Below are 20,877 nucleotides of genomic sequence, written 5' to 3'. Positions count from 1 at the left end.
CGGATTTGAATGGACCTCCTGCTTACCATCCTGATCGACAGCGCGATCTATGCCTCATGGCTGTTCATCGTCGCGCTGGGTCTGACGCTGATCTTCGGCGTGCTGAAGATTCTCAACATCGCCCATGGCAGCTTCTACGCCATCGGCGCCTATGCCGCGGCCACCATAGTCGGCCTGTTCGCCGCGCAGAATTACGCGCCGGCCTTCTCGCTGATCGCCCTGCTGCTGGCGGCAGTGGCGGTGGCTCTGATCGTCGGGCCGCTGCTTGAACGGCTGCTGCTGCGCCGCTTCTATGGCCGTGACGAGGTGCTGTTGGTGCTGGTCACCTATGCGCTGTTCCTGATCCTGGAGGATGTCGCCAAGCTGGTCTGGGGCGTCAATCCATACTTCGTCACCGAACCCTACGGCCTGTTCGGCGATGTCAGCCTCGGCAGCCTGTTCTATGTCGGCTACGATCTCGCGCTGATCGTCGTGGCGCTGGTCTGCGGCTTCGGCGTGTGGTTCGGCCTCAACCGCACGGTGCTGGGCAAGATCGTGCTGGCCGTGATTCATAACGACGAGATCGCCGCCAGCATGGGCATCAATATCGGCAAGGTCTATCTCGGCGCCTTCACCTTCGGCGTGTTCCTGGCCGCCCTTGGCGGCGCCTTCACTGCGCCGATGATCTCGGTGCAGCCCGGCATCAGCGTCGGCGTCATCATCGTCAGCTTCGCCGTGGTCATCATCGGCGGTCTGGGCAGCATCGGCGGCGCCGCCATCGGCGCGCTGATCGTCGGCTTGGCCCGCTCGGCCGCCGTGCATCTGTGGCCCGAGGCCGAGTTGTTCAGCATCTATGTGGTGATGGCCGCCGTGCTGATCTTCCGCCCCGAAGGCCTGTTCCAACGCGCCGTTGCCCGCAGGATCTGATCCATGAACCCGATGTTGCGTTCCGCTCTGCTGTATGCCGCCGTGCTGGCGGTTCTGCTGCTTGCCGGCCTGGCGCTGCCGAAATGGCTGCTTTTCCTGCTCACCATGGCCGCCGCCCATGGCGTGGTCGGGCTGGGCCTGATCGTGATGATGCGTGGCGGCGTGGTGTCCTTCGGCCAGGGCCTGGTCTTTGCCATCGGCGGCTATTGCGCCGGCCTGGCTTCCACGCGCTACGGCATCACCGATGCCCTGGTTCTGGTCCTGCTGGGCGGCCTGGCCTCCATGCTGGTTGGCGCCGTGGTCGGTCCGCTGCTGGCGCGCTATCGCGGTATCTTCTTCGCCATGCTCACCCTTGCGCTGTCGATGGTGCTCTACGGCGTGGCAGTGAAATCCTCTGGCATCGGCGGATCGGATGGCTTCAATGTGCCGCGGCCGAGCCTGCTGGGTCTGAAGATCGACGAGGTCAACGCCGATTACGTCTTCTTCGCCTTCTCCAGCGTGATCGCCACCATCCTCACCCTGCTGGTGACGATCTACTGCCGCTCCAGCCGCGGCCTGCTGTCGCTGGCGATCCGCGACAACGAGCTGCGCGTGGAATATCTCGGCACCTCGGTGCGGGCCGCGATGGCGATCAATTTCACCATCGCTGCGGCGCTGGGCGGGATGGGCGGCGCGCTCACCGTGATCGCCCTGGGCCATATCGACCCGAATTTCTCCTACTGGACCACCTCGGGCGAGTTCGTCTTCATGGCGATCCTGGCCGGCCATGCCAGCGCGCCGGCCGTCTTCCTGGCGTCGCTGCTGCTTGAACTGGTGCGTTCGTTCTCCAACAAGTATTTCCCTGATACATGGCAGCTCGCGCTCGGCCTGTTCCTGCTGCTGATCATCCTGTTCCTGCCCAAGGGCGTGGGTTCGCTCTGGGCCAAGCCGGCGCGATTGCCTGTGCGCAGCATGGAAAAGGTGCAGCAGGCCGCCGCAAAGCGGACCGATGCGACGGAGGCGGCGCAATGAGCGGCTATGTCCTGGAAGCCGAGCGGCTCGGCAAGAGTTTCGGTGCCGTGGTGGCGGCCGAGGATGTCTCGCTGGCCGTGCCGGCCGGGCAGCGCGTCTGCCTGATCGGCAGCAACGGCGCCGGCAAGACCACCTTCGTCAACATGGTGACCGGCTATCTCAAGCCCACCAGCGGCACGATCCGGCTGGACGGGCAGGACATCACCGGCCTGGGGCCGCGCCAGATCGCCCAGCGCGGCGTCTGCCGCTCCTTCCAGATCCCGCAGCTCTGTCTGGAACTCAGCGCCGCCGAGAATATCCTGGTGGCGCTGACCGTGGCCCGGCGCGGCGCGATCTCGTTCTGGCGCGGCGCCTACGACGCGGATCTGTGCGACGAGGCGGTGGCCATGCTGGAACGTTTTGGCCTGGCCGCCCATGCCGAACGCCCGGTTTCCGAACTGCCCGGCGGCGTGCGCAAGCTGCTCGATATCGCCATGGCGCTGTGCCGCTCGCCGCGCCTGATGCTGCTGGACGAGCCCACCAGCGGCGTCAGCGTCGACGAGAAATTCGGCATGATGGATACCGTGCTGCGCGCCATGGACGGCAGCGGCCTGACCACCCTGTTCGTCGAGCATGACATGGATATCGTCTCGGCCTATTCCGATCGTGTCGTGGCCTTCTACAGCGGTCGGATCATCGCCGATGGCGAGCCGGCGGCGGTGCTGGCCGATACCGATGTGCGCCGTTATGTGACGGGAAGTGCGAAATGACCGAAGCCCTGCTGAGCATTGCCAATCTGCATGTTTCGATCCAGGCGATCGGGGTTTTGCGCGGGTTCTCGCTGGAACTGGCCAGGGGGCAGATGATCGGCCTGATCGGCCGCAACGGCGCGGGCAAGACCACGCTGCTGCGCAGCATCATGGGGCATCTTCCCATCGAGCAGGGCGATATAGGTTTCCTCGGCCAGAGCCTGAAAAAGGTGGAGCGCCACGAGCGGGCCGCGCTCGGGATCGGCTACATGCCTGAAGATCGCCGTCTGGTGCCGGAACTCACCGTGGAAGAGAATATCCTGCTGCCGGTCTGGGTTTCGAAGACCCTGGACCGCAGCGCACGGCTCGATTTCGTCTACAGCGTGCTGCCCGAATTGCTGCCGATGAAGGACCGTCGCGCCCTGCTGCTCAGCGGCGGCCAGCAGAAGCTGGTGGCGCTGGCGCGCGCTCTGGCCGTGGGCACGCGGCTGCTGCTGCTTGATGAACCCTTCGAGGGCGTGGCGCCGGCCCTGTCGGAACGGCTGTCGGATGTGATCGCCGGCCTGCGCGGCACCGATCTTTCGGTGCTGATCGCCCAGTCGGAGCTCAACCACACCCAGAGCCTATTCGACCGCGAATACGTGATCGAACGCGGCGCCAACGCGGCCATGCAGGCCGCGTAGGAGGCGTAGGGATGGCCTGGAGGCTCGATCCGAGCATCACAATCCGCCGCGAGGCGCATTTCGGCGACCGCGTGGTGCGCTGCTTCGCCGACCGCCCGGCCCATGTCTGGGACATCTTCGCCCGCAGTGTCGAAGCGTGGCCCGACAGCGACGCCGTGGTGGCGGGCGAAACGCGGCTGAGCTACCGCGCGCTGGCCGAGGAAGTCGAGCGCATCGCTGCCGGCATGGCGGCGCTGGGGGTCAAGTCTGGCGACCGCGTCGCCCTGCTGGTGGGCAACCGCGTCGAATTCATCACCGTCACGCTGGCCGCGCTGCGGCTGGGCGCCATCGCCGTGCCGCTCGGCACCCGCCTGCAGGGGCCCGAGATCGCCTATATCCTCGATCATGCCGGGGCATCGTTGCTGGTGCACGAGGCCGATCTGGCCGCCCGCCTGCCTTCGAATGCAGAAGCGCCGCATCTGAAACATCGCGTTGCCGTGGGCGGCGACAGCAGGGGCTCGCTGCCGTTTGCCGATCTGCGCGGCACGGCCGCCGCCCCGACCTTCGTCGCGCCGCCCGAGGAAGAAACGGCGGTGATCCTCTACACCTCCGGCACCACCGGTCGCCCGAAAGGTGCCATGTTGTCGCATTTCAACATCGTGCATTCGGCCCTGCATTTTCAATATTGCATGGGGTTGGGGCCGATGGACCGCTCGCTGCTGGCGGTGCCGGCCAGCCATGTCACCGGCCTGATCGCCATCATCGTCACCGCCTGGCAGGGCGGCGGCTGCGTGATCGTGGTGCCGGAATTCAAGGCGCGCGATTTCCTGCCCCTGGCGCAGAAGGAACGCCTGACCCACACCATCATGGTGCCGGCGATGTACAATCTGTGCCTGCTGCAGCCGGATTTCGACCGATACGACCTCTCGTCCTGGCGGATCGGCGGCTATGGCGGCGCACCGATGCCACAGGCCACCATCGCCGCGCTGGCGCAGAAACTGCCGCAGTTGCAGCTCATGAATGCCTACGGCGCCACCGAAACCACCTCGCCCACCACCATCATGCCGCCGCGCTTCACCGCCAGCCATTCGGACTCGGTGGGTCTGGAGGCGCCCTGCGCCGAGGTGATTGTGGTGGATGCGCAGGGCCGCGAATTGCCGCGCGGCGAAAGCGGCGAGATCTGGATCGGCGGGCCGATGGTGGTGCGCGGCTACTGGAACAACCCGCAGGCCACCGCCGAAAACTTCACCGCCGGCTTCTGGCATTCCGGCGATGTCGGCTCCATCGACGCCGATGGCTTCGTGCGGGTCTTCGACCGCGTGAAGGACATGATCAATCGCGGCGGCTACAAGGTCTTCTCCGTCGAGGTGGAGAATGTGCTGAGTGGCCATCCCGGCGTGCTGGAAAGCGCCATCGTGGCCAAGCCCTGTCCGGTGCTGGGCGAACGCGTACATGCCTTCGTCGCGCGCAAGCAGCCCGGCCTGGACGCGGCCGAACTGCAGGCCTTCTGCGCCAAACATCTGGCCGATTACAAGGTGCCGGAAAGCTTCACCCTGCTGGACGAACCCTTGCCGCGCAACGCCAACGGCAAGCTGCTCAAGCGCGTGCTGCGCGACAGCATCGCCGGCTGAACGGCCCGGAGGATTGGCCGGAGGATTGGCCGGAGGATTTGGGATTGCCGCGCGGCCCGATCCGCGCGACTATCCGTGCCAGGATAATCCGCCAAGATAATCCGCCAAAATAAACCGGAGGAAACCGTCATGCCGGGCCTGACCGTCGAGCAACTGGCCGCGCAGATTCCCGATGGCGCCAAGATCGCCGTGCCGCCGGATTACTCCGGCGTGGCGATGGAACTCACCCGCGCCATGATCCGGCGCGGCGTGCGCAACCTGCATCTGGTCTGCGTGCCGGTTTCCGGCCTGCAGGCCGATCTGCTGATCGGCGCCGGCAGCGTGGCCACGCTGGAAACCTCGGCGGTGACGCTCGGCGAATATGGCGGCGCGCCACGCTTTGCCGCCCAGCTGAAGCGCGGTGCGTTCAGGATGATGGATGCCACCTGTCCGGCCGTGCATGCCGCCATCCAGGCCGCCGGCAAGGGCCTGCCGTTCATGCCCCTGCGCGGCCTGCTGGGCAGCGACCTGCTGAAGAACCGGCCCGACTGGCGGGTGATCGACAATCCCTTCGCGGACGGCAACGATCCCATCGTGCTGCTGCCGGCGATCCGGCCCGACATTGCGGTATTCCATGCGCCGTTTGCCGACCGCAACGGCAATGTCTTCATCGGTCGCCGCCGCGAACTGGTGGCCATGGCCCATGCCTCGGCCATGTCGCTGATCACCGTGGAGGAAATCCGCGATATCGACCTGCTGGCCTCGGAGGAAAGCGCGGCCGGCACGCTGACGGCAGCCTATATCGGCGGCATTGCCGTGGCGCCGCGTGGCGCCTGGCCCATCAAGCTGTGGGACATCTACGATTACGACGACGCCCATATGCGGCGTTATCTGGAGCTGGCGCGCAGCGACGAGGGCTTTGCGCATTACCTCGCCGAATTCGTGCAGCCACGCCAGGCGGCGGAGTGAAGACGATGGATTACAGCCGCCAGGAATTGCTGATCGCCACCATCGCCCGCCTGCTGGCCGGCTGCCGCCTGGTCGCCACCGGCGCCTCGTCGCCGATCCCGGGTGCCGGCGCGTTGCTGGCCCGTGCGCAGTCGGCTGGCCGCATGCGGGTGAACGTGCTGGGCAGCATCCGCAACGATTTCCTCTGCGACGGCGGCGTCGAGCTGTTCGACCTGGCCGGGCAGGGGCGGCTGGATGCCTTTTTCCTCGGCGGCGGCCAGATCGACGGCCAGGCCAACATCAATCTTGTTGGCGCGGGCGGCGCGTATCCGCAGACCGACGTGCGCTGGCCCGGTTCGTTCGGTTCCGGCTATCTCTATTATCTCGTGCCGCGCGTGATCCTGTTCCGCGAGGAGCATACCCGCCGCGTGCTGGTGCCGCAGGTGGACTTCATCTCCGCCGCCGGCCCGACGGGCGAGGCGATCTACCGTCCCGGCGGCCCGATCGGCCTGCTTACCAACCTGTGCTGGTTCTCCTTCGATCGCCAGCGCCGGCGCTTCACGCTCGAAAGCGTACATCGCGGCCACAGCGTCGAGGAAGTGCGCGACAATACCGGCTTCGATTTCGACTGCCCGGATGCCGTGCCCGAGACGGCTTCGCCCGACGCGGCGACTCTGCAACTGCTGCGCACGCGCATCGCCGCCGAGATCGCCGAGACCTATCCGCGCTTCGTGGCGCAGGTCTTTCCGGATTCTGTTGCGGCACAATGAAAAACGGCCCGGGGTGACCGGGCCGTCTGATCAGCGGGATCGCCGCGTTCACACCACGCGGAAATTCTTGAACTGCCAGGGATCGCTGCTGTCCACGTCTTCCGGGAACAGCCGGCCGCGTTCCGACAGCGGCGTCCAGTCGGTATAGGCGCCGGCCATCTCGCCCAGATAGGGACGGCAGACATCCATCACCCTGGCATGGTCGATCTCGTCGGCTTCCACCAGTCCGGCCTTCGGATTCTCGATGGCCCAAACCAGGCCGCCCAGCACCGCCACCGTCACCTGCAGGCTGGTGGCGTTGTTGTGCGGGCAGAGCTTGCGCGCATCCTCGATGGTGAGCCGCGAGCCATACCAGTAGGCGCCCTTCTTGTGGCCCATCAGCAGCACGCCCAGCTCATCCATGCCGGTGGTGATCTCGTCCATCATCAGGCGCTTGCTGGGCTGCATGTCCCAGTTCTTGCCGGCGATCTCGTGCAGCGACAGCACGGCGTCGTCGCAGGGATGGTAGGCGTAATGCACGGTCGGCCGGTAGGCCAGCTTCTCGCCGTCCTTGATGGTGTAGTAGTCGGCCATCGAGATCGACTCGTTATGTGTCACCAGGAAGCCGTGCATCGGGCCTTCCAGCGGCGTCCACGAGCGGACTCGCGTGCCGGCGCCCGGCCGCATCAGATAGATCGCGGCGTCGCAGCCGAATTCGTGGCGCTTGCCATCGGCGGGGAAATGCTTCTCGTGGCTGCCCCAGCCGAGCTCGGCCGGCTGGCAGCCCTCGCCGACAAAGCCGTCGATCGACCAGGTGTTGACGAACTCACCGCGCCGCTTGGGCTGGTGCTCGGCCACCTGGGTATCGCGCTCGGCGATATGGATCACTTTCACGCCCAGCGTCTGCGCCAGCTTCGCCCAGCCGGCGCGGTCGGTCGGCGCGTTGGCCGGCAGGCCGGTATCGCGCGCGATATGCAGCAGGGCTTCCTTCACGAAATGCGAGACCAGGCCCGGATTGGCACCATGGGTCAGCACGGCGGTCGGGCCGTTGCGGTATTTGGCGATCAGCGCGCGGGCGGATTCGCGCAGGGCGTAGTTCGAACGCTCCGATGGTGTCTTGCTCGGATCGGTATAGCCGCCGGCCCAGGGTTCGATGCAGGTATCGAGATAGAAGGCGCCGCGCGCCTGCGCCAGTTCGATCAGCGCCACCGATGACACATCCACCGACAGGTTGAGCAGGAAATCGCCCTGGCCCAGCAGGGGGTCCAGCACGGCGCGGTAATTGTCGCGCGTCAGCGGCTGACGCACGAACTTGATGCCGTATTCCCTGGCCACGTCATGGCCGCGTTCTTCCGCCGTCACGATGGTGATCCGCTCGGCCGGCATGTCGATATGGCGCAGGATCAGCGGCAGAACGCCCTGACCGATACTGCCAAAGCCGACCATGATCAGGCGGCCGGAAAACGACACATGCTTCATTTCTTTCTCCGTCAGACGAAATAGGATGATGCCTTAGAAAAAGGTCCAGTTGATGAAGGTCAGCACGATCTCGAACACGATCAGCAGCACGATGGCGGCTTCCAGCCGCAGGCTGCGCTGGGCGTCGATCAGGTCGGTCAGCGCGCGGGTGGAATTCTGGATCACGTCCAGTTTGTCGGCCAGCGTGGCGGCGCGGTCGGTCAGTTCGTATTCGTCCTGCAGGCGCTTGAACAGGCGCTCCAGCTCGGGCCGGTCCCACAGGATGTCGGGTTTGTCTTCCACCGCCACGCGGCCGGCCACGCGGTGCTCGACCTGCAGCGCCCCGCCGATCAGCTTCAGCAGCTGCTGGCGGTTGCCGGGCAGGCGGCCCTCGCGGGCTAGGCCGCGCGCCAGCGGGTCGATCACGTCGAATACCGAGCTGACCTGACGTTCGTTCGAGGCCAGTGCCACGCTTTTGGCCATGGCGTCGGCGATCACCAGGAAACGCTCGGGCGTCAGTTCGCGCAGCTGGATCGGGCCGCCGGGCGGAATGCTGTCATCGCCTTCGGGGCTGAGCGTGACCGTGGCCACCTCGTCCTCGATGGTGGCGAAGGCGCCGCTGACGCGCGGCGCGATCTTGCGCAGCAGGTCGTCTTCCTCCACCGGCGACAGGCCGGCCAGCACGGCGGCGCCATAGCGGAACAGCGCCACCATGCCCTGCTCGCCGACGCGGAAGGCGAAAGGCGCGGTCGAGATCGCGTCCGAGCGTTCCAGTCCGGCCACGTCCAGGCGTTCGCCAAGCAGAAGCGCCCGGACGGTCAGGCGACCCGGCGCTGATGGGATGGGAACGGGGGCAGGGGTGTCGGTCACGGGCGGCTGATGGCAGGCAGGCTGAAAGGGTGGCGCGATGCGACTCCGCCGGCAGGGCCAGACGCAGCAGCGTGGCGCGGCATATATCGGTTTTCCCGCGCTGGCAATATTATAATACCGTGAAAGCGGGGCGGCCGGCGGAAGTTATCCACAAGGTGCCGCTCGGACGCCCCCCTGACACGCCTGGGGCCTGCGACGGCCGGTGTCGCCGGCCCTAGCGCGCCCGCGCGTAGCCCAGCACCGTCTGCACGCCGCTCTCGTCGCCGAAAGGCAGCAGCAGGCGCTGGTAGCGGAACAGGATCATCCGCTCGATGGCGCCCACGCGGCGGTAATGCGGCAGCCTGTGCCCGATCACGCGGGCATAGGCCGGTTCGGCATAGCGGCGATAGATGAAATTCTGCTCGTCGATATACGTGCCTTCCACGTTCCAGCCCAGTCGGGCCAGCAGCGCGTCGCCGACGAAGCTGTAGCGCAGCCGGGGCTTCGGCGGCTCGACATCGACGATGAAGATGTTGCGGCCAAAGCCGCTGTCCGTGCGGCGCAGTTCCAGTTCCTGCAGGAAGCTGCGTGGCGGCATGGTCAGGCTGCCGCGGGCCTCGTTCCAGATGTCGTAGAGCGCGCGCATGTCCGGCGTCGCCTCGGCGGCGAAGGCCAGGCCTTCCTCGCTGCGCAGCCATTCCCGCGCCCGGTAGCCCGGATCGCTGTGCAGCGTGCCGATGATCTTCTCGTAAAGCTGGTCGGGGGCCACCGGCTTGGCCAGGAAGGCGGCCAGGCCGGCCTCGCGGGCCTGCGCCACGGTCTTTTCCGTGGCGTCCCAGCTCAGCACCACCACCGGCAGGTCAGGCTGCATGGCGGTCAGTCTCTGCGCCAGGACCAGGCCATCGACACCCGGCAGATGCAGTTCGGTCAGCGCCAGGTCGAGCGGACCCGCGCAGGCCGCCTGCAGGTCCAGCGCCTCCGCCGCATCGGCGGCGAACAGCAGGTTGCGCAGGCCCATGTCGAGCAGCAGGCGGCGCAACAGGTTGCGCGTGTGGCGGTCGGGATCGACCACCATCACGGTCAGGTCGCGCGGCAGGGTATCTGGCAGCGGCTTCATGGCCGGGAATCGGTCAGGTGTCGGTCGGGCAATGTTCACGGAGTGTTATACGACATCGCCGCGTCTGTAGATGTCCCGGCGCCGAAAAAAAGCGGGGAAATGGCATTCGGCGCCAGGCAGTGTCCGCGCTGCGGGTCTGCTGGCCAGTCCGATCAAATCGGCAGGCCGGTCAAATCACGAATAAGTGGCTGCTGCGCGCCCGTGCCAGGCGATAAGATCGCCGCGCCAGGTTACCCGAAATGATCACCCGCCAGGCAGGTGCCCGCAGCCGGTTGCATGGCGGACCAGGAGGATGCGATGCCGAAGCTGAACGTGAATGGCGTGACCCGCGAATTCCAGGCCGAAGAGGATACCCCGCTGCTCTGGGTGCTGCGCGAGCAGCTTCAGCTCACCGGCACGAAATACGGCTGCGGCATTGCCCAGTGCGGCGCCTGCACGGTGCATGTGGATGGCCAGGCGGTACGCGCCTGCTCGGTGCCGGCCTCGGCCTATGACGAGAAGAACCGGATCGTCACCATCGAAGGCCTGTCGCGCGACGGTTCGCATCCGGTGCAGAAAGCCTGGGCGGCGCTCGACGTGCCGCAATGCGGCTACTGCCAGGTCGGCATGATCATGGCCGCGGCCGCGCTGCTGCGGCAGAAGCCCAAGCCGACCGACGCCGACATCGATGCCGAGATGACCAACATCTGCCGCTGCGGCACCTACAACCGCGTGCGCGCGGCCATCCATATGGCGGCCGGCAACGGTTCGGCCGGCCGCGGCTGACAGGGAAGGGAGGACCGATCATGACTGCCATCTCCGTTTCCCCCATTTCCGTTTCCCGGCGCGGTTTCCTGTCCGGCTCGGCCGCCGCCGTCGGCGGCCTCACCGTCGGCTTCCACATTCCCTTCGGCACGGCGCAGGCGCAGGGCGCCGCGCCCGAGATCAATGCCTGGGTGGTGGTGAAGCCCGACGACACCGTGGTGATCCGCATCGCCCGCTCCGAGATGGGGCAGGGCACGCTGACCGGCCTGGCCCAGCTTGTGGCCGAGGAACTCGACTGCGACTGGTCGAAGGTCACCACCGAATACCCCACGCCGGGGCAGAATCTGGCGCGCAACCGCGCCTGGGGCAATTTCTCCACCGGCGGCAGCCGCGGCATCCGCGAGTCGCATGACTATGTGCGCAAGGGCGGCGCGGCGGCGCGCATCATGCTGGTGCAGGCGGCGGCGGAGCAGTGGAAGGTGCCGGCGGGCGAATGCAGCGCGGCCAACAGCGTGATCACACACAGGCCCACCGGCCGCACGGTCAGCTACGGCAAGGTGGCCGATGCCGCGGCCAGGCTGACGCCGCCAGCCGACGTGCCGCTGAAGGACCCGAAGGACTGGAAGATCGCCGGCAAGCCGCTGAAGCGGCTGGACACGGCCGAGAAACTGACCGGCAAGCAGGTCTATGGCGTGGACCTGCAACTGCCCGGCATGCTCAACGCGGCGATCAAGGACTGCCCGGTTTTCGGCGGCAAGGTGAAAAGCTTCGATGCCGCCGGCACGATGAAAAAGCCGGGCGTGAAAAAGGTCGTGCAGGTGGGCGATACGGCGGTGGCCGTGGTGGCCGATACCTGGTGGCGCGCGAAAAGCGCGCTGGATGCCATGGCCATCGAGTGGGACAACGGCCCGAATGCCGCGGCTTCCAGCGCGTCGATCGCCGCCATGCTGAAGGAAGGGCTGGATGCGAAGGAGGCCGCGGTCGGCAACAAGGTGGGCGACGTGGAGGCGGCGCTGAATGCCGCCGCGCGCAAGATCACCGCCACCTACAGCTATCCGTTCCAGAATCACGCCACCATGGAACCGATGAACGCGACGGCGAAATGGACGCCCGAGCGCTGCGAGGTGTGGACGCCGACGCAGAATGGCGAGGCGGCGCTGGCGGCGACGGCCGAGGCGTCCGGACTGCCGGCCACGCAATGCGAGGTCTACAAGATCCATCTCGGTGGCGGCTTCGGCCGGCGCGGCGCGGTGCATGACTGGGTGCGCCAGGCCGTGCTGATCGCCAAGGAACTGCCCGGCACGCCGGTCAAGCTGATCTGGTCGCGCGAGGAGGACATGCTGCATGGCCGCTACCATCCGGTCACGCAATGCCGGCTCACCGCGGCGCTGGACGACAAGGGCGAGGTGACCGGCCTGCACATGCGCATCTCCGGCCAGTCGATCCTGGCCGGCATCTTCCCGCAGAACATCCGCAACGGCGTGGACCCGGTGGTCTTCCAGGGATTGAATCCGGGCGGGCCGGAGGCGGCCATCGGCTACAGCTTCCCCAACCTGCTGATCGACCATGCCATGCGCAACCCGCATGTGCCGCCGGGCTTCTGGCGCGGCGTCAACCTGAACCAGAACGCCATCTATCTGGAATGCTTCATCGACGAACTGGCCCATGCGACCGGCAAGGATCCGCTGGAATTCCGACGCCGGCTGATGGCCAACCATCCAAAGCATCTGGCCGTGCTGAATGCAGCAGCCGAGAAAGCGGGCTGGGGCAAGCCGGCGCCGGCCGGCATCCATCGCGGCCTGGCGCAGACGATGGGCTTCGGCTCCTATGTGGCCGCCTGCGCCGAGGTTTCGGTGTCGCGCGACGGCAGGCTGAAGATCCACCGCATCGTCGCCGCCACCGATCCCGGCCATGCGGTGAACCCGCAGCAGATCGAGGCGCAGGTGGAGGGCTCCTTCGTCTATGGCCTGACGGCGGCGTTGCATGGCGAATGCACGGTGGCGAATGGCCGCATCGAGCAGGAGAATTTTGACACCTATCCGATGATGCGGATCGACGAGATGCCGAAGGTGGAAACCGTGATCGTGGCCTCAGGCGGTTTCTGGGGCGGCGTGGGCGAGCCCACCATCGCGGTGGCCGCGCCGGCGGTGCTGAATGCCATCTTCGCCGCCACCGGCAAGCGCATCCGCGACCTGCCGCTGAAGCACCATGACCTGAAGCAGGCCTAGTGCGGCTGCGGAGTCTGGTCATGATGCTGGGCGTGGCGGCGCTGCCGGCGACGGTTGCGGCGCAGGACGGTGGACTGGCGGCCTATGCCGTGGTCGGCGACGCGATCCCGCAGCCGCTGACCGCCATGCCGGGCGATCCGGGGCGCGGCCGCGCCATCGTCGCCAGCCGGCAGAAGGGGCTCTGCCTGCTCTGCCATGCCGGACCGATCGCGGAAGAGCGTTTCCAGGGCAACCTGGCACCGCCGCTGCATGGCGCCGGCACGCGCTGGTCGGAGGGGCAGTTGCGGTTGCGCGTGGTCGATTCCCGGCGGCTCAATCCGGCCTCGATCATGCCGTCCTATCACCGCACCGAGGGACTCAATCGCGTCGGCGCCGCCTGGCGCGACCGGCCGGTGCTGACGGCGCAGGAAATCGAGGACGTGGTGGCGTATCTGGTCAGTCTGCGGGAGTGACGCGATGCATGGTCCGATCACGGTGACGAGGCGGCACGCCCTGGCGGGCGGCCTTGGGATGGCCAGCCTTCTGGTGCTGCGGCCAGCCCTGGCGCTGCCGGCCGAGATGAATGCCGCCATCGCCGAGTTGACCGGCAATGCCCCGCTGCGCCGCGGCCGCGTGGTGCTGGATCTGCCGCCGCTGGTGGAAAACGGCAATTCGGTGTCGGTGACGGTGAAGGTGCCCGACAGTCCGATGACGCCGGCCGACCATGTGCGCCGGCTCGCCATCTTCACCGAGCAGAATCCGCAGCCCAACGTGGCCGTGTTCCATCTCGGGCCGCGCAGCGGCCGCGCGGTCGCCACCACGCGCATGCGGCTGGCCACCTCGCAGAAGGTGGTGGCGGTGGCCGGCCTCAGCGATGGCAGCTGGTGGAGCGACCAGATTGAGGTGATCGTCACCCTTGCCGCCTGCGTGGAGGGCTAGGCCATGCTGCGCGCGATGATCAGCGTTCCGAAAACGGCGCGGAGGGGCGAGGTGATCGAGATCAAGACGCTGATCAACCATGTGATGGAGACCGGCTATCGCCCCGACGCCATGGGCCGCGTGGTGCCGCGCGACATTCTGCGCCGCTTCACCTGCCTGTATGACGGCGAGGAGGTTTTCCGCATGGACATGTTTCCCGCCGTTGCCGCCAATCCCTTCATCAGCTTCACGACCGTGGCGACGCAGAGCGGCACGCTCAGCTTCATTTGGGAAGGCGACAACGGCTTTCGCCAGACCGAAACGGTGGCCATCGCCGTGGCATGATGCGTCTGGCCGTTGCGATCCTCGTGGCCGCTGCCGGCATCGCGCTTGCGGCCGACATCCCGCCGGCACAGCGCCGTTCCGGTTTCGAGTTCATGGGGGCGGAAACCCAGGCGATGCAGCGCGACGACGCGCTCAATCCGGCCATGCTGTGGGTGGCGGAAGGCGAGGCGCTGTGGAACGAAGCGCCCGCCGGCGCGAAATCCTGTGTGCAATGTCATGGCGCGGCCGGCGCAACCATGCGCGGCGTGGCCGCGCGCTATCCGGCCTTCGACGACCGCGCCGGCCGGCCCGTCGACCTGCAGCAGCGCATCAACCTGTGCCGCACCGCGCACCAGGACCAGCCGGCCTTTGCGCCGGAAAGCGCGCCGCTGCTGGCCCTGGCGGCCTATCTCGGTCTGCAGTCGCGCGGCCTGCCGCTCGCGCCGCCGCAGGATGTCCGGCTGGATGTCCATCGCGAGCGCGGCCGCACCCTGTTCGCCACCCCGATGGGTCAGCTCGATTTCTCCTGCGTGCAATGTCACGACGACAACTGGGGCAAGCGTCTGGCCGGCAGCCCGATCCCGCAGGCGCATCCCACGGGTTATCCGATCTATCGCCTGGAATGGCAGGGCCTGGGCTCGCTGCAGCGCCGCCTGCGCAACTGCATGACCGGCGTGCGCGCCGAGCCATATGACTACGGCGCGCCGGAATTCATCGACCTTGAACTCTATCTGGCCGCCCGCGCCGCCGGCATGGCGGTGGAAACGCCAGGCGTGCGGCCCTGATCGCCGGGGTCTACAGCATCTCCAGCGGCACGGGCCCATCGGGCGGCGGAAAGGCCGCGTCCAGTTCGCGCAGGTCCTGCCGGGTCAGGCCAATCCGCAGCGCGGCATGGTTCTCGCGCACATGTTCGGGCCGCGATGCCTTCGGGATGGCGATGATGCCGCTCTGGCGCAGCAGCCAGGCCAGCGCCACCTGCGCCGCCGTGGCGTTGTGGCGCGCGGCCACGGCCTTCAGCGCCGCATGCTTCAGCAGGCGCCCCTGCTCGATCGGCGAGTAGGCCATGATCGGCAGGTTATGCCGCCGGCACCAGGGCATCAGGTCGTGTTCGATGCCGCGCCGCGACAGGTTGTAGAGCACCTGGTTGGTCGCCACGGCGGTGGCGTTGCTCAGGCGTTGCAGCTCTTCCATGTCGCTGGTGTCGAAATTGCTCACGCCCCAGAAGCGGATCTTGCCGGCGCGGCGCAGGTCGTTGAACGCGGTGATGGTCTCGTGCAGCGGCACGCCGCCGCGCCAGTGCAGCAGGTAAAGGTCGATGCGGTCGGTGCGCAGGCGCTTCAGGCTGCGTTCGCAGGCGGCGATGGTGCCCTCGCGGCCGGCATTCTGCGGCAGCACCTTGCTGACCAGGAACACATCGTCGCGCCGGCCGTTGATCGCGGCAGCCACCACCTGCTCGGCCATGCCGGCGGCATACATCTCGGCGGTGTCGATCAGGGTCATGCCCAGCTCGATGCCAAGCTGCAGGGCCGCCACCTCGTCGCGCAGCTTCGCCTTGCTCTCGCCCATGTTCCAGGTGCCCTGGCCCAGGGCGGGCACGGTCTCGCCGTTGGGCAGCGCGACGGTTGGCATGAAAGCAGACATCACGCGACGCTCCCGGAGAAAGGGCGGAACCGGTGTGATGATGACGGAAAAAACGAAGGGGAAAATGGTGGGCGGTACTGGGATTGAACCAGTGACCCCACCCGTGTGAAGGGTGTGCTCTCCCGCTGAGCTAACCGCCCGCCAGCTGGCCCTTGCGGACCGTGGTCAATCGTGAGGGCAGCGTATAAAGACGCGGCCCGGGGGTGTCAAGCCGCCCGGCCCCCGGCAAGGGGCGGCGATCTTCCCATGCCGGCGGCTAATACAGGCCGCCCGTGCCCGAGATCGGCGCGGCGCCGGCGCTGCCGCCCACGCCCGAAAGGTTGTCGCGTTCGGCCATCGAGCCGTCCAGCACGCTGCCGCGCTCGCCGGCCTGCGGCTCGCTGCCGGGGCGGAAGGCCTCCAGGATCACGTTGCGGTCGCCCGGCCGCGCCAGTTCGCCGGTCTCGGCCTGCACGCGCACCAGCCGCACGCCGGGCGGCACGCGGAACTGGATGTTGGGCTTGCCCTGCAGGGCCTCGGCCATGAACGCCTTGAACACCGGCACCGCCACCGAGGAACCGGTCTCGCGCTTGCCCATGTCCTTGGGCGTGTCGTAGCCGATGAAGACGCCGACCGCGAGATCGGGGCTGAAGCCCAGGAACCAGGTGTCCATGCTGTCGTTGGTCGTGCCGGTCTTGCCGGCCAGCGGCTTGCCCAGCTCGCGGATGCGGATGCCGGTGCCGCGCTGCACCACGCCTTCCAGCATCGAGGTGATCTGATAGGCGGTGACGGCGTCGATCACCTGCGGACGCGGATCGGGCAGGGCAGGCTCGGCCTGGCCCTGCCATGCCGTGCCCAGGCAGGCCTCGCAGGGCCGCGTGTCGTGGCGATAGATCGTGCGGCCGTTGCGATCCTGGATGCGGTCGATCAGGCTTGGCGTGATCTTCCTGCCGCCGTTGACGAACTCGGCATAGGCCGTGGTCATCTTCAGCAGCGTGGTTTCGCCCGCGCCCAGCGACATCGAGAGAACCGGCGGCATGTTGTCGATCACGCCAAAGCGTTTGGCGTAATCCACCACCTTCTCCATACCGATGGCCTGGGCGAGGCGCACGGTCATCAGGTTACGCGACTTCTCGATGCCCACGCGCAGCGTCGAGGGGCCATAGAACTGGTCGGTGTAGTTGCCCGGCTTCCACAGCGGCAGGCCGGGGCCCTGATCCAGCACGAAGGGCGCGTCCAGCACCAGCGACGACGGCGTGAAACCGCTGTCCAATGCGGCGGCATAGATGAAGGGCTTGAACGACGATCCGGGCTGGCGCTGGGCCTGGGTGGCGCGGTTGAACTGGCTGAGCTTGAAATCGAAGCCGCCCACCAGCGCCAGCACGCGGCCGGTATGCGGATCCATCGCCACCAGGCCGCCGCCCACTTCGGGAATCTGCCGCAGGGCGAAGCCGTTTTTCGGGTTGCCGTCGATCGCTTCCACCGCGATCACGTCGCCGGCGGCCACCACCTCGGCGGGGCTGCGCGGCACCGGGCCGAAATGGTCGGGACCCAGTTTCTTGCGTGCCCAGCGCAGGCCGGCATAGGGCAGGCTGCCTTTGCTGCCATCGGCAAAGCCGATCTCGGCGCCGTCATTCTCCACCTTCAGCACCACGCCCACGCGCCAGGGCGGCAGGATGCCGGGAACGGGCAGGATGGCGTTGAGCTGCGTGCGCCAGTCCTGGCCCGGCATGGTCAGCGCCACGCGGGCCAGCGGCCCGCGCCAGCCGCCGGCGCGGCGATCATAGGCCTGCAGGCCGTCGCGCAGCACGCGCTCGCCGATCGCCTGCAGCTTCGGGTCCATCGTGGTGCGGACGCTCAGGCCCCCCTCGTAGAGGCCCTTGTCGCCGAATTTCTGTGCCAGGTCGCGGCGCACTTCCTCGGCAAACCAGTCGGCGCGGGCCAGTTCCGATTCCGGCCGCGCCATCGCCACCAGCGGCGTGTTGATCGCGGTGCGGGCCTGTTCCACGGTGATCACGCCATCTTCCTGCAGACGCTCGATCACCCAGTCGCGCCGCGCCTTGGCCCGTTCGTAATGGCGCACGGGATGATAGTTGCTCGGCGCCTTGGGCAGGGCCGCCAGATAGGCGGCCTCGGGCAGGGTGAGGTCGTAGAGCGACTTGTCGAAATAGACCAGGGCCGCCGCCGCGACGCCATAGGCGCCCGAGCCGAGATAGATCTCGTTCAGATACAGTTCGAGGATCTTGTCCTTGCTGAAGGTGTTCTCGATGCGGAAGGCGAGGATCGCTTCCTTCGCCTTGCGGCCCAGCGACACTTCGTTGCCAAGCAGGAAATTCTTCGCCACCTGCTGCGTGATCGTGGAGGCGCCGACCGGGCGGCGGTTCTGCGCCAGGTTCACCACGTTCTGGATCACCGCGCGCACGACGCCCAGCGGATCGATGCCGCTATGCTCGTAGAAATTCTTGTCCTCGGCCGACAGGAAGGCCTGGATCACCGGCTTCGGGATCGCCTCGATGGGCACGAACAGGCGCCGTTCGCGGGCGAATTCGGCGATCAGGCGGCCGTCGCCGGCATGCACGCGCGTGGTGACCGGCGGTTCGTATTTCTCAAGCTGCTTGTAGTCGGGCAGATCGCGGCCGTAATACCACAGCCCGGCCAGGCCGGCGGCACCGGCGCCGATCACCGCCAGCACGGCGAAAGAGAGCAAAAAAAGGAAACGCGACAGCAGACGCATGGCACCCCGGGCAGGCCGCTTCTGGGCCTTTGGTCATGGGCCGAAAATCGGGCGTACAGGTACTCCCGAAATACCCGCCTGTATAGGGCGATAATTGTGGCGCTGACATGGCGCGGCCAGGCCTGCGATGCCGGGAATCGGGGGATTTTTCAGTTTTTCAGACCGATGCCGCAGGCTAGACTGGAGCACAGGCAATGGAAGGCGCCATGCTTTCTCGTCGAAATCTTCTCGGTATTGCCCTGACGGGCCTTGGTACGGGTCTCACCGGCGGCTGCGTGACGTTGCCGGGGCCGGGCGAGGAGGGCTGGAATGTCGGCAACCGCATTCCTGACATCGCCCTGCGGAATGCCGATGGTTTCACCATTCGTCTCAGCGACTACCATGACCGTGCCATGCTGTTCTACATCGGCGGCGAATGGTGCGTGCATTGCCGCCAGGGCATCCCCGAGCTTGCCAAGACCTGGCGTGCGCTGAAAGACGATCCGCGCATCGCGTTCGTGGCCATGTCCTATGCCGAGGCGCCTGAGACCACGCGCCGCTGGATCAACGACAAGGCGGGCATCGGCATGACGGTGCTGCACCCGCCGTCGCGCAGCAGCCGCGTGCCGCTGGTGAATGGCGGCCACATGGCGTTCTCGGCGCCCACCGTGTACGTCCTCACCGCAGGCAACATCATCCATGCCTGGCGCGTTGGCGCCAGCCAGGATGCATATTATCGCACGGCTTTGCTCGAGGCGGCGTACGCCATTCCGGCGCGCGGCTGAAGCCTGTCTTTGTCCAGCCCTGGGGTGACGCTATCGCCCCGCCTGCGTCTCTGCGCCGAAGAAGCTGTCGATGGCGGCCACGGCGGCGGCGGCCAGCCGGTTGCGGCCGCTTTCCGAAAACAGCAGCGCCTCGTCGCCCGGATTGGACAGGTAACCCAGTTCCAGCAGCGCGGAAGGCACATCGGGCGCCGACAGCACGCGGAAATTCGCCGCGCGCAGCGGATTGCGGCGCAAGGCGATGCCGTCGCTGATCGCAACGGTCAGCAGGCCGGCAAAGCGGCTCGACAGCCGCGCGGTGTCGCGCGAGGCGAGATCGAGCAGGATGGATACGACGTCGTCCACTTCGGCGGCCGCCGCGCCGCCGGCCAGTTGATCGGCGCGGTTCTCGCGCAGCGCCAGGGCCTCGGCTTCCGGATCGCTGGCGGCATCGGCGCGGACGTAGACGGTGGCGCCGCTGGTGGTGCGGTCGCCGCCCAGGCTGTCGGCATGGATCGAGAGGAACAGGTCGGCCTCGTGCTTGCGCGCCAGCGCCACGCGGTCGTTCAGCCGCACGAAACGGTCGCGGTCGCGGGTCAGAATCACATGATAGCGGCCGGTGGCGCGCAGCCGGCTGGCCATGGCCAGCGCCACCGCCAGCGTGATGTCCTTCTCGTGCCGGCCCGAGGCGCTGATCGCGCCGGGATCTTGCCCGCCATGGCCCGGGTCCAGCACGATGGTGCGGCGGCGGTCGGCGGCATGGGCCGGCGGCGGCGCGATGTCGACGGCGGTCGGCAGCGGCAGGGCGACCGGGGCGGCAAAGGCCACGGCATAGGCCTGCGGATCGGCCGGTCGCAGGTCGATCACCAGCCGGTGCCCGCTCGACCCCAGCGGGCCGTTCTGCGGATCGAGCCGGAAGGCGCGCTCCACCACCGCAGGCTCCACCAGGTCGATGGCGATGGCGGTGCGTCCGTCATGCTGCACCGGCAGCCCCAGGCCGGCGACCAGGCCGGCGGCACTCGGCTGGGCCGGCGGGGCGGCCCAGCGCGGACCGGACAGCGACAGGGTCAGCCCCAGCCCGGCCGGCTGGGCGGCCAGTTCGGCCTCCACCGGCGCCGAGGCTTCCACCACCAGGCGGGTCAGGCCGGCATTCAGCCCCAGTTGCAGGCGGGTGACGCGTGCCGGTTCGGCCCCGGCCGCGCCGGCCAACGCGCCGGGCATCAGGAATCCAATAATTGCCAGTAGAAACAGAGTCTTAATGGAAAACTCCGGGGTCATCATGCGGCGCGGCAAGAAAGACCTTGTCGGTATGCCCTGCCAAAGCGTACGATGCAATCGCGAATATCCGAGTCAGATCGGACCGTCAGACCAAAGGCTTGCCTCTCAAGGATTTAGCCGAGGTTCAGAGCGGGAAGATCGGCGCATCGGCCCTGAGCCAGCCTGCGATAGCCAGTTGTCAGCCCTAAAAGGAGGCGGCCTGGAGCAGGGGCCTCGGACGCTGCGCTCAAGACAGCACGGATTTGGAGTGAACCTTCGGGGCATCCGCCCGGGC

The 20,877-nt window shown here is 67.4% G+C and carries 20 protein-coding genes and 1 tRNA gene; 14 read left to right on the top strand and 7 right to left on the bottom strand.

Features of this window, described 5'->3' with window-relative positions; all coding sequences use genetic code 11:
- Positions 1–9: 9 nt before the first annotated feature.
- From ACK4FK_RS00315 to ACK4FK_RS00285, 7 genes are all read left to right on the top strand, one after another.
- Positions 10–906, top strand: coding sequence for a branched-chain amino acid ABC transporter permease (locus ACK4FK_RS00315; protein ID WP_409739516.1), 897 nt, complete (start codon positions 10–12; stop codon positions 904–906).
- Positions 907–909: 3 nt separating this feature from the next.
- Positions 910–1,917: a branched-chain amino acid ABC transporter permease gene (locus tag ACK4FK_RS00310; RefSeq protein WP_409739513.1), complete on the top strand. Its 1,008-nt coding sequence runs from the start codon at positions 910–912 to the stop codon at positions 1,915–1,917.
- Complete coding sequence (locus tag ACK4FK_RS00305; protein ID WP_409739510.1) at positions 1,914–2,666, top strand: ABC transporter ATP-binding protein; 753 nt, start codon at positions 1,914–1,916, stop codon at positions 2,664–2,666. The genes ACK4FK_RS00310 and ACK4FK_RS00305 overlap by 4 nt, the downstream gene beginning before the upstream one ends.
- The gene (locus ACK4FK_RS00300; protein WP_409739508.1) at positions 2,663–3,328 is read left to right on the top strand and encodes an ABC transporter ATP-binding protein; all 666 of its coding nucleotides are present in this window, start codon (positions 2,663–2,665) and stop codon (positions 3,326–3,328) included. Before ACK4FK_RS00305 ends, ACK4FK_RS00300 begins: the two co-directional genes overlap by 4 nt.
- Positions 3,329–3,339: 11 nt before the next feature.
- Complete coding sequence (locus ACK4FK_RS00295) at positions 3,340–4,938, top strand: class I adenylate-forming enzyme family protein (protein WP_409739506.1); 1,599 nt, start codon at positions 3,340–3,342, stop codon at positions 4,936–4,938.
- A 129-nt stretch (positions 4,939–5,067) separates the two neighbouring features.
- Positions 5,068–5,886, top strand: coding sequence for a CoA transferase subunit A (locus ACK4FK_RS00290; RefSeq protein ID WP_409739504.1), 819 nt, complete (start codon positions 5,068–5,070; stop codon positions 5,884–5,886).
- 5 nt (positions 5,887–5,891) lie between these two features.
- Positions 5,892–6,635: a CoA-transferase gene (locus ACK4FK_RS00285; RefSeq protein ID WP_409739501.1), complete on the top strand. Its 744-nt coding sequence runs from the start codon at positions 5,892–5,894 to the stop codon at positions 6,633–6,635.
- 48 nt (positions 6,636–6,683) lie between these two features.
- Here the strand turns inward: ACK4FK_RS00285 and ACK4FK_RS00280 are convergent, their stop codons facing one another.
- The 3 genes from ACK4FK_RS00280 to ACK4FK_RS00270 all read right to left on the bottom strand — a co-directional run bounded on the left by ACK4FK_RS00280 (position 6,684) and on the right by ACK4FK_RS00270 (position 10,038).
- Entirely contained in the window at positions 6,684–8,093 is a 1,410-nt protein-coding gene (locus ACK4FK_RS00280; protein ID WP_409739498.1) for a homospermidine synthase, read from the bottom strand.
- A 33-nt stretch (positions 8,094–8,126) separates the two neighbouring features.
- A complete protein-coding gene (locus ACK4FK_RS00275; protein ID WP_409739496.1) occupies positions 8,127–8,942 on the bottom strand; it encodes an RMD1 family protein in 816 nt (271 codons plus the stop codon).
- 214 nt (positions 8,943–9,156) lie between these two features.
- Positions 9,157–10,038 (bottom strand): response regulator, encoded by an 882-nt coding sequence (locus ACK4FK_RS00270; protein ID WP_409739493.1) that lies wholly within the window; start codon positions 10,036–10,038, stop codon positions 9,157–9,159.
- Positions 10,039–10,335: 297 nt separating this feature from the next.
- Between ACK4FK_RS00270 and ACK4FK_RS00265 the strand changes: the two genes are divergently transcribed.
- From ACK4FK_RS00265 to soxA, 6 genes are read left to right on the top strand one after another with little or no spacing between them, the layout of a single operon-like run.
- Positions 10,336–10,803: a (2Fe-2S)-binding protein gene (locus ACK4FK_RS00265; RefSeq protein ID WP_409740632.1), complete on the top strand. Its 468-nt coding sequence runs from the start codon at positions 10,336–10,338 to the stop codon at positions 10,801–10,803.
- 20 nt (positions 10,804–10,823) lie between these two features.
- Entirely contained in the window at positions 10,824–13,010 is a 2,187-nt protein-coding gene (locus ACK4FK_RS00260; RefSeq protein ID WP_409739491.1) for a molybdopterin cofactor-binding domain-containing protein, read from the top strand.
- Positions 13,011–13,030: 20 nt separating this feature from the next.
- Positions 13,031–13,462 (top strand): sulfur oxidation c-type cytochrome SoxX, encoded by a 432-nt coding sequence (gene soxX, locus ACK4FK_RS00255; protein ID WP_409739488.1) that lies wholly within the window; start codon positions 13,031–13,033, stop codon positions 13,460–13,462.
- Positions 13,463–13,466: 4 nt separating this feature from the next.
- Entirely contained in the window at positions 13,467–13,928 is a 462-nt protein-coding gene (locus ACK4FK_RS00250) for a SoxY-related AACIE arm protein (RefSeq protein WP_409739485.1), read from the top strand.
- Positions 13,929–13,931: 3 nt separating this feature from the next.
- Entirely contained in the window at positions 13,932–14,252 is a 321-nt protein-coding gene (gene soxZ / locus ACK4FK_RS00245) for a thiosulfate oxidation carrier complex protein SoxZ (protein ID WP_409739482.1), read from the top strand.
- Positions 14,249–15,016 carry a sulfur oxidation c-type cytochrome SoxA gene (soxA, locus tag ACK4FK_RS00240; RefSeq protein ID WP_409739479.1) on the top strand — a complete coding sequence of 256 codons (768 nt, stop codon included), beginning with the start codon at positions 14,249–14,251 and terminating at the stop codon, positions 15,014–15,016. Before soxZ ends, soxA begins: the two co-directional genes overlap by 4 nt.
- A 10-nt stretch (positions 15,017–15,026) precedes the next feature.
- Here the strand turns inward: soxA and ACK4FK_RS00235 are convergent, their stop codons facing one another.
- The 3 genes from ACK4FK_RS00235 to ACK4FK_RS00225 all read right to left on the bottom strand — a co-directional run bounded on the left by ACK4FK_RS00235 (position 15,027) and on the right by ACK4FK_RS00225 (position 18,585).
- Positions 15,027–15,872, bottom strand: coding sequence for an aldo/keto reductase (locus tag ACK4FK_RS00235; protein ID WP_409739477.1), 846 nt, complete (start codon positions 15,870–15,872; stop codon positions 15,027–15,029).
- A gap of 65 nt (positions 15,873–15,937) precedes the next feature.
- A tRNA-Val gene (locus ACK4FK_RS00230) sits at positions 15,938–16,012 on the bottom strand.
- Between the two features lie 116 nt (positions 16,013–16,128).
- On the bottom strand, positions 16,129–18,585 hold the full coding sequence (locus tag ACK4FK_RS00225) for a penicillin-binding protein 1A (RefSeq protein WP_409739475.1): 2,457 nt from the start codon (positions 18,583–18,585) through the stop codon (positions 16,129–16,131).
- Between the two features lie 206 nt (positions 18,586–18,791).
- Between ACK4FK_RS00225 and ACK4FK_RS00220 the strand changes: the two genes are divergently transcribed.
- Positions 18,792–19,349 (top strand): TlpA family protein disulfide reductase, encoded by a 558-nt coding sequence (locus tag ACK4FK_RS00220; RefSeq protein WP_409739471.1) that lies wholly within the window; start codon positions 18,792–18,794, stop codon positions 19,347–19,349.
- Positions 19,350–19,379: 30 nt separating this feature from the next.
- On the opposite strand, the gene ACK4FK_RS00215 is transcribed toward ACK4FK_RS00220, so the two are convergent.
- Positions 19,380–20,546, bottom strand: a complete 1,167-nt coding sequence (locus tag ACK4FK_RS00215) for an N-acetylmuramoyl-L-alanine amidase (protein WP_409739468.1) — start codon at positions 20,544–20,546, stop codon at positions 19,380–19,382.
- Positions 20,547–20,877 lie beyond the last annotated feature (331 nt).

This window comes from Ferrovibrio sp. (assembly GCF_046297895.1).
In the GTDB taxonomy this organism is placed as follows: Bacteria; Pseudomonadota; Alphaproteobacteria; order Ferrovibrionales; family Ferrovibrionaceae; genus Ferrovibrio.
The sequence above is the reverse complement of the archived record's forward strand: the minus strand, read 5'-3'. Positions and strand labels throughout refer to the sequence as shown.

Coding starts and splice junctions, on each gene's coding strand:
- ACK4FK_RS00300 (WP_409739508.1), top strand. CDS start 2,663: ATGACCGAAGCCCTGCTGAGCATTGCCAATCTGCATGTTTCGATCCAG.
- ACK4FK_RS00260 (WP_409739491.1), top strand. CDS start 10,824: ATGACTGCCATCTCCGTTTCCCCCATTTCCGTTTCCCGGCGCGGTTTC.
- ACK4FK_RS00285 (WP_409739501.1), top strand. CDS start 5,892: ATGGATTACAGCCGCCAGGAATTGCTGATCGCCACCATCGCCCGCCTG.
- ACK4FK_RS00280 (WP_409739498.1), bottom strand. CDS start 8,093: ATGAAGCATGTGTCGTTTTCCGGCCGCCTGATCATGGTCGGCTTTGGC.
- ACK4FK_RS00250 (WP_409739485.1), top strand. CDS start 13,467: ATGCATGGTCCGATCACGGTGACGAGGCGGCACGCCCTGGCGGGCGGC.
- soxA (WP_409739479.1), top strand. CDS start 14,249: ATGATGCGTCTGGCCGTTGCGATCCTCGTGGCCGCTGCCGGCATCGCG.
- ACK4FK_RS00235 (WP_409739477.1), bottom strand. CDS start 15,872: ATGTCTGCTTTCATGCCAACCGTCGCGCTGCCCAACGGCGAGACCGTG.
- ACK4FK_RS00225 (WP_409739475.1), bottom strand. CDS start 18,585: ATGCGTCTGCTGTCGCGTTTCCTTTTTTTGCTCTCTTTCGCCGTGCTG.
- ACK4FK_RS00220 (WP_409739471.1), top strand. CDS start 18,792: ATGCTTTCTCGTCGAAATCTTCTCGGTATTGCCCTGACGGGCCTTGGT.
- ACK4FK_RS00270 (WP_409739493.1), bottom strand. CDS start 10,038: ATGAAGCCGCTGCCAGATACCCTGCCGCGCGACCTGACCGTGATGGTG.
- soxX (WP_409739488.1), top strand. CDS start 13,031: ATGATGCTGGGCGTGGCGGCGCTGCCGGCGACGGTTGCGGCGCAGGAC.
- soxZ (WP_409739482.1), top strand. CDS start 13,932: ATGCTGCGCGCGATGATCAGCGTTCCGAAAACGGCGCGGAGGGGCGAG.
- ACK4FK_RS00305 (WP_409739510.1), top strand. CDS start 1,914: ATGAGCGGCTATGTCCTGGAAGCCGAGCGGCTCGGCAAGAGTTTCGGT.
- ACK4FK_RS00295 (WP_409739506.1), top strand. CDS start 3,340: ATGGCCTGGAGGCTCGATCCGAGCATCACAATCCGCCGCGAGGCGCAT.
- ACK4FK_RS00215 (WP_409739468.1), bottom strand. CDS start 20,546: ATGCCCGGCGCGTTGGCCGGCGCGGCCGGGGCCGAACCGGCACGCGTC.
- ACK4FK_RS00290 (WP_409739504.1), top strand. CDS start 5,068: ATGCCGGGCCTGACCGTCGAGCAACTGGCCGCGCAGATTCCCGATGGC.
- ACK4FK_RS00265 (WP_409740632.1), top strand. CDS start 10,336: ATGCCGAAGCTGAACGTGAATGGCGTGACCCGCGAATTCCAGGCCGAA.
- ACK4FK_RS00310 (WP_409739513.1), top strand. CDS start 910: ATGAACCCGATGTTGCGTTCCGCTCTGCTGTATGCCGCCGTGCTGGCG.
- ACK4FK_RS00315 (WP_409739516.1), top strand. CDS start 10: ATGGACCTCCTGCTTACCATCCTGATCGACAGCGCGATCTATGCCTCA.